This window comes from Novosphingobium sp. AAP83, from assembly GCF_001295795.1.
Lineage (GTDB): Bacteria > Pseudomonadota > Alphaproteobacteria > Sphingomonadales > Sphingomonadaceae > Novosphingobium.
The window spans coordinates 1-4,620 of record NZ_LJHY01000042.1 but is presented as its reverse complement, the minus strand read 5'-3'; the positions used below and the strand labels follow the sequence as shown (position 1 = coordinate 4,620).

Genomic DNA, 4,620 nt, shown 5'->3' with positions numbered 1-4,620 from the left:
GCCGTCTGGGCGTGTTTGACAAAATCTTTGCAGCTTTGGCGGCCAAAGCCGGAAAGCCGGACCAGTTGATGATCGACGCCACTCACCCGAGGGCGCACCGAACAGCAGCCAGTCTGCTCAAAAAGGGGCTCAGCGGGCCAATGATCCCCCAGATCATCGGCTGCCCCCGCTTCGCTCCCCGCCATATCGGGCGCACAAAAGGCGGGCTGAACTCCAAACTGCACGCTGTTTGTGACGGACATGGTCGGCCGCTGATCATGCTGCTCAGCGAAGGCCAGATGAGCGATTTCAATGGCGCTGCGCTCATGATCGGCGCTTTCCTAAAGGCAAAAACCCTGCTCGGCGATAAAGGCTATGACGCCGACTGGTTTCGCAATGCCCTAGCCGAGCGCAAGATCGCAGCCTGCATCCCGTCAAAGGCCAATTTCAAGGTCCAAATCCCTCACGACAAAGTCCTCTATCGCCGTCGGCACAAGATCGAGAACATGTTCGGCAAACTCAAGGACTGGCGGCGCATCCACACCCGCTACGACCGCTACACCCATACCTTCATGTCCGCCATCTGCATCGCCGCAACTGTCATCTTCTGGCTCAATCAATGAGTCCTGACCCGAGCGTTCGCAGAGGGTGAGCTTCGCTTCGGCACGGGCCATGACCTGCCCCCCCGAAATATCCCTCGATCTGATGTAGAGTCTGCCCATTGGAAGGAGCAGACGTAATGAGGAAGAGCCGTTTCAACGAGGCGCAGATTATCGGGATGATCAAGGAGCAGGAGGCAGGTCTGCCGACGGTTGAGATTTGCCGGAAGCACGTGCTGAGCACCCCGACCTTTTACAAGCTGAAGGCGAAGTACGGCGGGCTGGAGGTTTCTGATGCCCGGCGGCGGCGTCATCTTGAGGATAAGAATGGCAAGCTCAAGTGATTGCTGGCCGACAGCATGCTCGACAATGTCATCCTCAAGGATCTGTTGGGAAAAGTCTAACGACGCCAGCCCGGCGGCGCGGCGCGGTGCTTAAGGTGCTGGGAGGTTATCCAATCTCCCAGTGCCGGGCCTGCGTGCTGATTGGTGTCGATCCTAAGACGGTCAGGTGCAAACGCCCGCCAGACCATGGTACCATCCGTGTTGCCATGCGTGAGGTCGCGGGCAAGCGCTGCCGCTTTGGCTATCGCCGGATCGGCGTGATACTGGAACGCCAAGGTATGATCATTAACCACAAGAAGATGTACCGGCTGCATCGGGAGGAAGGATTGTCGGTGCGCCGTCGGCGTGGCCGCAAACGGGCTCGCGGCAGCCGGACACCGATTCCCGTGCCGCTGACCCCGGGCGCACGCTGGTCGATGGACTTTGTGTCCGACACGTTCGGCGCATCGCGCAAGTTCAGAATTCTGGCTGTCAATGATGCTTGCTGCCGGGAGAATCTGTGTCTGGTCGGAGACACTAGCATCTCGGGTGCACGCGTTGCGCGCAAACTCGACACGCTGGTACGCCTTTATGGCAAACCAACTTGCATTGTCAGCGACAATGGCACCGAGTTTACCAGTCGGGCGATCCTGGAATGGGCTGGCAAGAACCAGGTCGAATGGCATTACATCGACCCGGGCAAGCCCCAGCAGAACGGCTTCATCGAGTCCTTCAACGGATCGCTACGCGATGAGTTGCTCAACGAAGAGCTGTTCGACAGCCTGGCTGATGCCCGCCGGAAGTTGGCCATCTGGCGCTATGACTACAACAATATCCGACCCCACTCGTTCTTGTGCAGGCGTAGGAGCCGTCGTATTTAACCGCTGGACTCTCGTTATGACTGAAGGATGATCGGGGGGCAGGTCATCATGAATCACCGTCTCGAACCCAGATATCTTCATGGCTCGAAGCTTCCCAGAATTTTTCGTAGGCCTGCCGCAAGCCTCGTTCAAAGTTCTTTGCATAGCGCTTGGTATCAAAAAGCGGTTCTTTTGCTCTGTTCACACCTAAATTTTGATTTATTTTCAAGTATTTATCTCGATCTAAAGCTATATCCACTATAAGCTTTTCATATTCCTCATCACTGTTCGTTATCAACTCGGGTAGGCCAATGGCGGCTAACAAGCTGGCAGCAACACAAGCGGAAAATTGCCGACCTTTTTTTGTGACGACAGGCAAGCCGCCCCATAGGGCATCGCTCGCAGTCGTATGGGCATTATAATTGAAAGTATCGATGAACAGGTCAGCATGCTTGTGGCGGGCGAGATGTTCGGGGTGGGGAAGCTTTTCCGCAAAGACAATCCGTGAAGGTTCAACACCCCGCTTTTGTGCCTCCTTGCGCAAGTTGCTTTCTGCCCAACTGTTGGACCTGAGAAGCCACAAAACGCTGTTATCAATGCGCTTCAAAATACGCATCCAGATATCGAACTCTTGGGGGCCTATCTTGTAGTTGTTATTGAAACAGCAGAACACGAACGCTTCTTCTGGCAGGCCAAAGTCGGCTCTTGTGGTTACGGTGGCCGATATAGGCCGCATGTTATCGTTTGGCTGATAAGAGTGCGGCAGGTATATTACATTTTCCGAGCAGTACGTGCGCTGTTCGTCGGTGATCACAACAGGATCAGCGATGATATAGTCAAAAAAGTCTGCCCCCAATGATCCGGGATAACCGAGATAATTGATTTGAATCGGGGCAAGCCGGTGCTGGAAGATTTCCGTTCGCGTGTTTTGCGTGTAGCCTTTCAGATCGATTGCAATGTCCAATCCATGCGATCTCCCCATTGCAACAACCTGACGGTCGGCCAAGTCGGCAATGTCAAAAAAATGATCAACGCCGCTTTCAGCCTGCCGTCGAAGATCGCCAGATTTGTCGGGACCATAGCTATAGGCGAAAACTTCAAATTGGCTGCGGTCATGTTCCCTTAGCAGGCCAGCCATCAGATACATGGTAGCGTGATTGTGAAAGTCAGCGCTGAAGTAACCGACCTTGATACGCTCCGGCTTTGTTGCAGCTTTTGCGGGCAGCGGCTTCGGCTGAAGCTTGTACTGTTCCAGAGCGTAAGTCTTTGCACGCTCGAGTTGCTCTGCCGGATTATCGTTTGCGCTTAAAAGCGCGAAGGGAGGAACAGCGTCGGTTTGGATACCGAGCCGCGCCGATATCTCCTTTAACCATTCGTGCCCGTCCCACTCGCAGGTATGCTGGCATTGGAACAACAGGTGCGCCTCTGCTGCGGCATAAGTCGGCTTGATCTCAATTGCGCGCCGATAGCTTGCAATTGCTTCATCTAGCTTGCCCTGATCTTTCAAAGCATTGCCCATGTTATTGTAGGCTTCGGCATAGGCAGGTTTAAATTCGAGTGCATTGCGATAGGCCGAAATGGCTTCTGCCAACTTTCCCCTGTCCTTCAGCCTGTTTCCCAAATTGTTATAGGCTTCGGCGTAAGTTGGCTGGATTTCAAGAGCGCGTTGAAATGCAATGATCGAGTCTTCATTCCTGCCTTGCTCGTTCAAAGCGTTGCCCAAATTGAAATATGCTTCGGAATAGGCAGGCCTGATATCGATCGCGCGCTTGTAGGCAGAAATTGCCTCTTCCAACTTGTCCTGCGCTTTCAGCACGATTCCGATGTTGTAATATGCATCAGCAAAGATGGGCCTGATATCAAGAGAGCGCCGATAGGCAGCCATTGCCTCTTCGAGCTTACCCTGCTGATTCAAAGCAATGCCCATGTTGAAGAACGCGTCTGCATATGTCGGCTTGATTTCGACCGCTCGCCGATAGGCAGAAATGGCCTCAACAAGTTTGCCCTGGTCTTTGAGCGCGTTGCCCGTGTTATTGAGCGCTTCAGCATTCCTCGGGTTGATTGCGAGCGCTTGGCGATAGGCAGCAATCTCCTCGTCCAGTTTTCCCTGAGCCTTCAGCGCATTGCCCATGTTGTAATATGCATCAGCATAGGCCGGTTTTATCTCAAGTGCCCGCCGGTAAGCAGAAATCGCGGCATCCAGTTTCCCTTGATCTTTCAGCGCATTGCCCATGTTGTTATAGGCATCCGCATAGGCAGGCTGTAATTCAATCGCGCGCTGGTAGGCAGAAATTGCCTCGGCTAGCTGCCCCAGAGCTTGGCGTCCCGCTGCAAGGATATTCCACAGCAAGGGTGATGTGGGATATTCCACAACCAGCAGATCCGCCTGTTCGATCAGTTGGTCGAAGCGCCCCTCGTTGTACAAGGCGACCAAGCGATCCACTTGTTCTTGCGACAACGGTATCCTCGGTTGGCCGTCCTTCTTTCCCGCATCAAGATCAGCAAGCCGGTTCTTAGCGCGGACGTTTTTCGGAAACGCTTCGAGTACCGCGGCGTAAAGTGCGCGGGCACTGTCAACATCGCCCTTGCGAATATGCGTTTCGGCACGGGCCAACGCCCGCTGAACATTGATTTTGGACATAGAAAGAGTCCTCAGATGTTTGACACGCAGAACACATCGGTTTGTGCAGACCAGCAGCTACAAGTTCTGACCTTCCGTCCTGCTTCATCGTCGGAGAAAAGAAGGGAGCTGGAGACCCGCAAAAACTGATGGAGTTTCGGCGTCGATGGTGATTCATTGATCGAGAACGATCATGGAGAGCCGTGGTGGATCCGAAGTCCCTGTTCAGTTTGAGCGAC

The 4,620-nt window shown here is 54.0% G+C and carries 2 protein-coding genes and 1 pseudogene; 2 read left to right on the top strand and 1 reads right to left on the bottom strand.

Going from position 1 to position 4,620, the window contains the following annotated elements; translation table 11 throughout:
* Positions 1 to 602: IS5 family transposase (locus IP81_RS19860; protein ID WP_157573311.1), on the top strand; the 602-nt coding region annotated here is incomplete at its 5' end.
* Between the two features lie 116 nt (positions 603 to 718).
* A pseudogene (locus IP81_RS16255) lies at positions 719 to 1,755 on the top strand (IS3 family transposase); the annotation flags it as partial.
* Positions 1,756 to 1,828: 73 nt separating this feature from the next.
* On the opposite strand, the gene IP81_RS16250 reads toward IP81_RS16255, so the two are convergent.
* Positions 1,829 to 4,402 carry a tetratricopeptide repeat protein gene (locus tag IP81_RS16250; protein ID WP_054109065.1) on the bottom strand — a complete coding sequence of 858 codons (2,574 nt, stop codon included), beginning with the start codon at positions 4,400 to 4,402 and terminating at the stop codon, positions 1,829 to 1,831.
* Between the last annotated feature and the right edge of the window lie 218 nt (positions 4,403 to 4,620).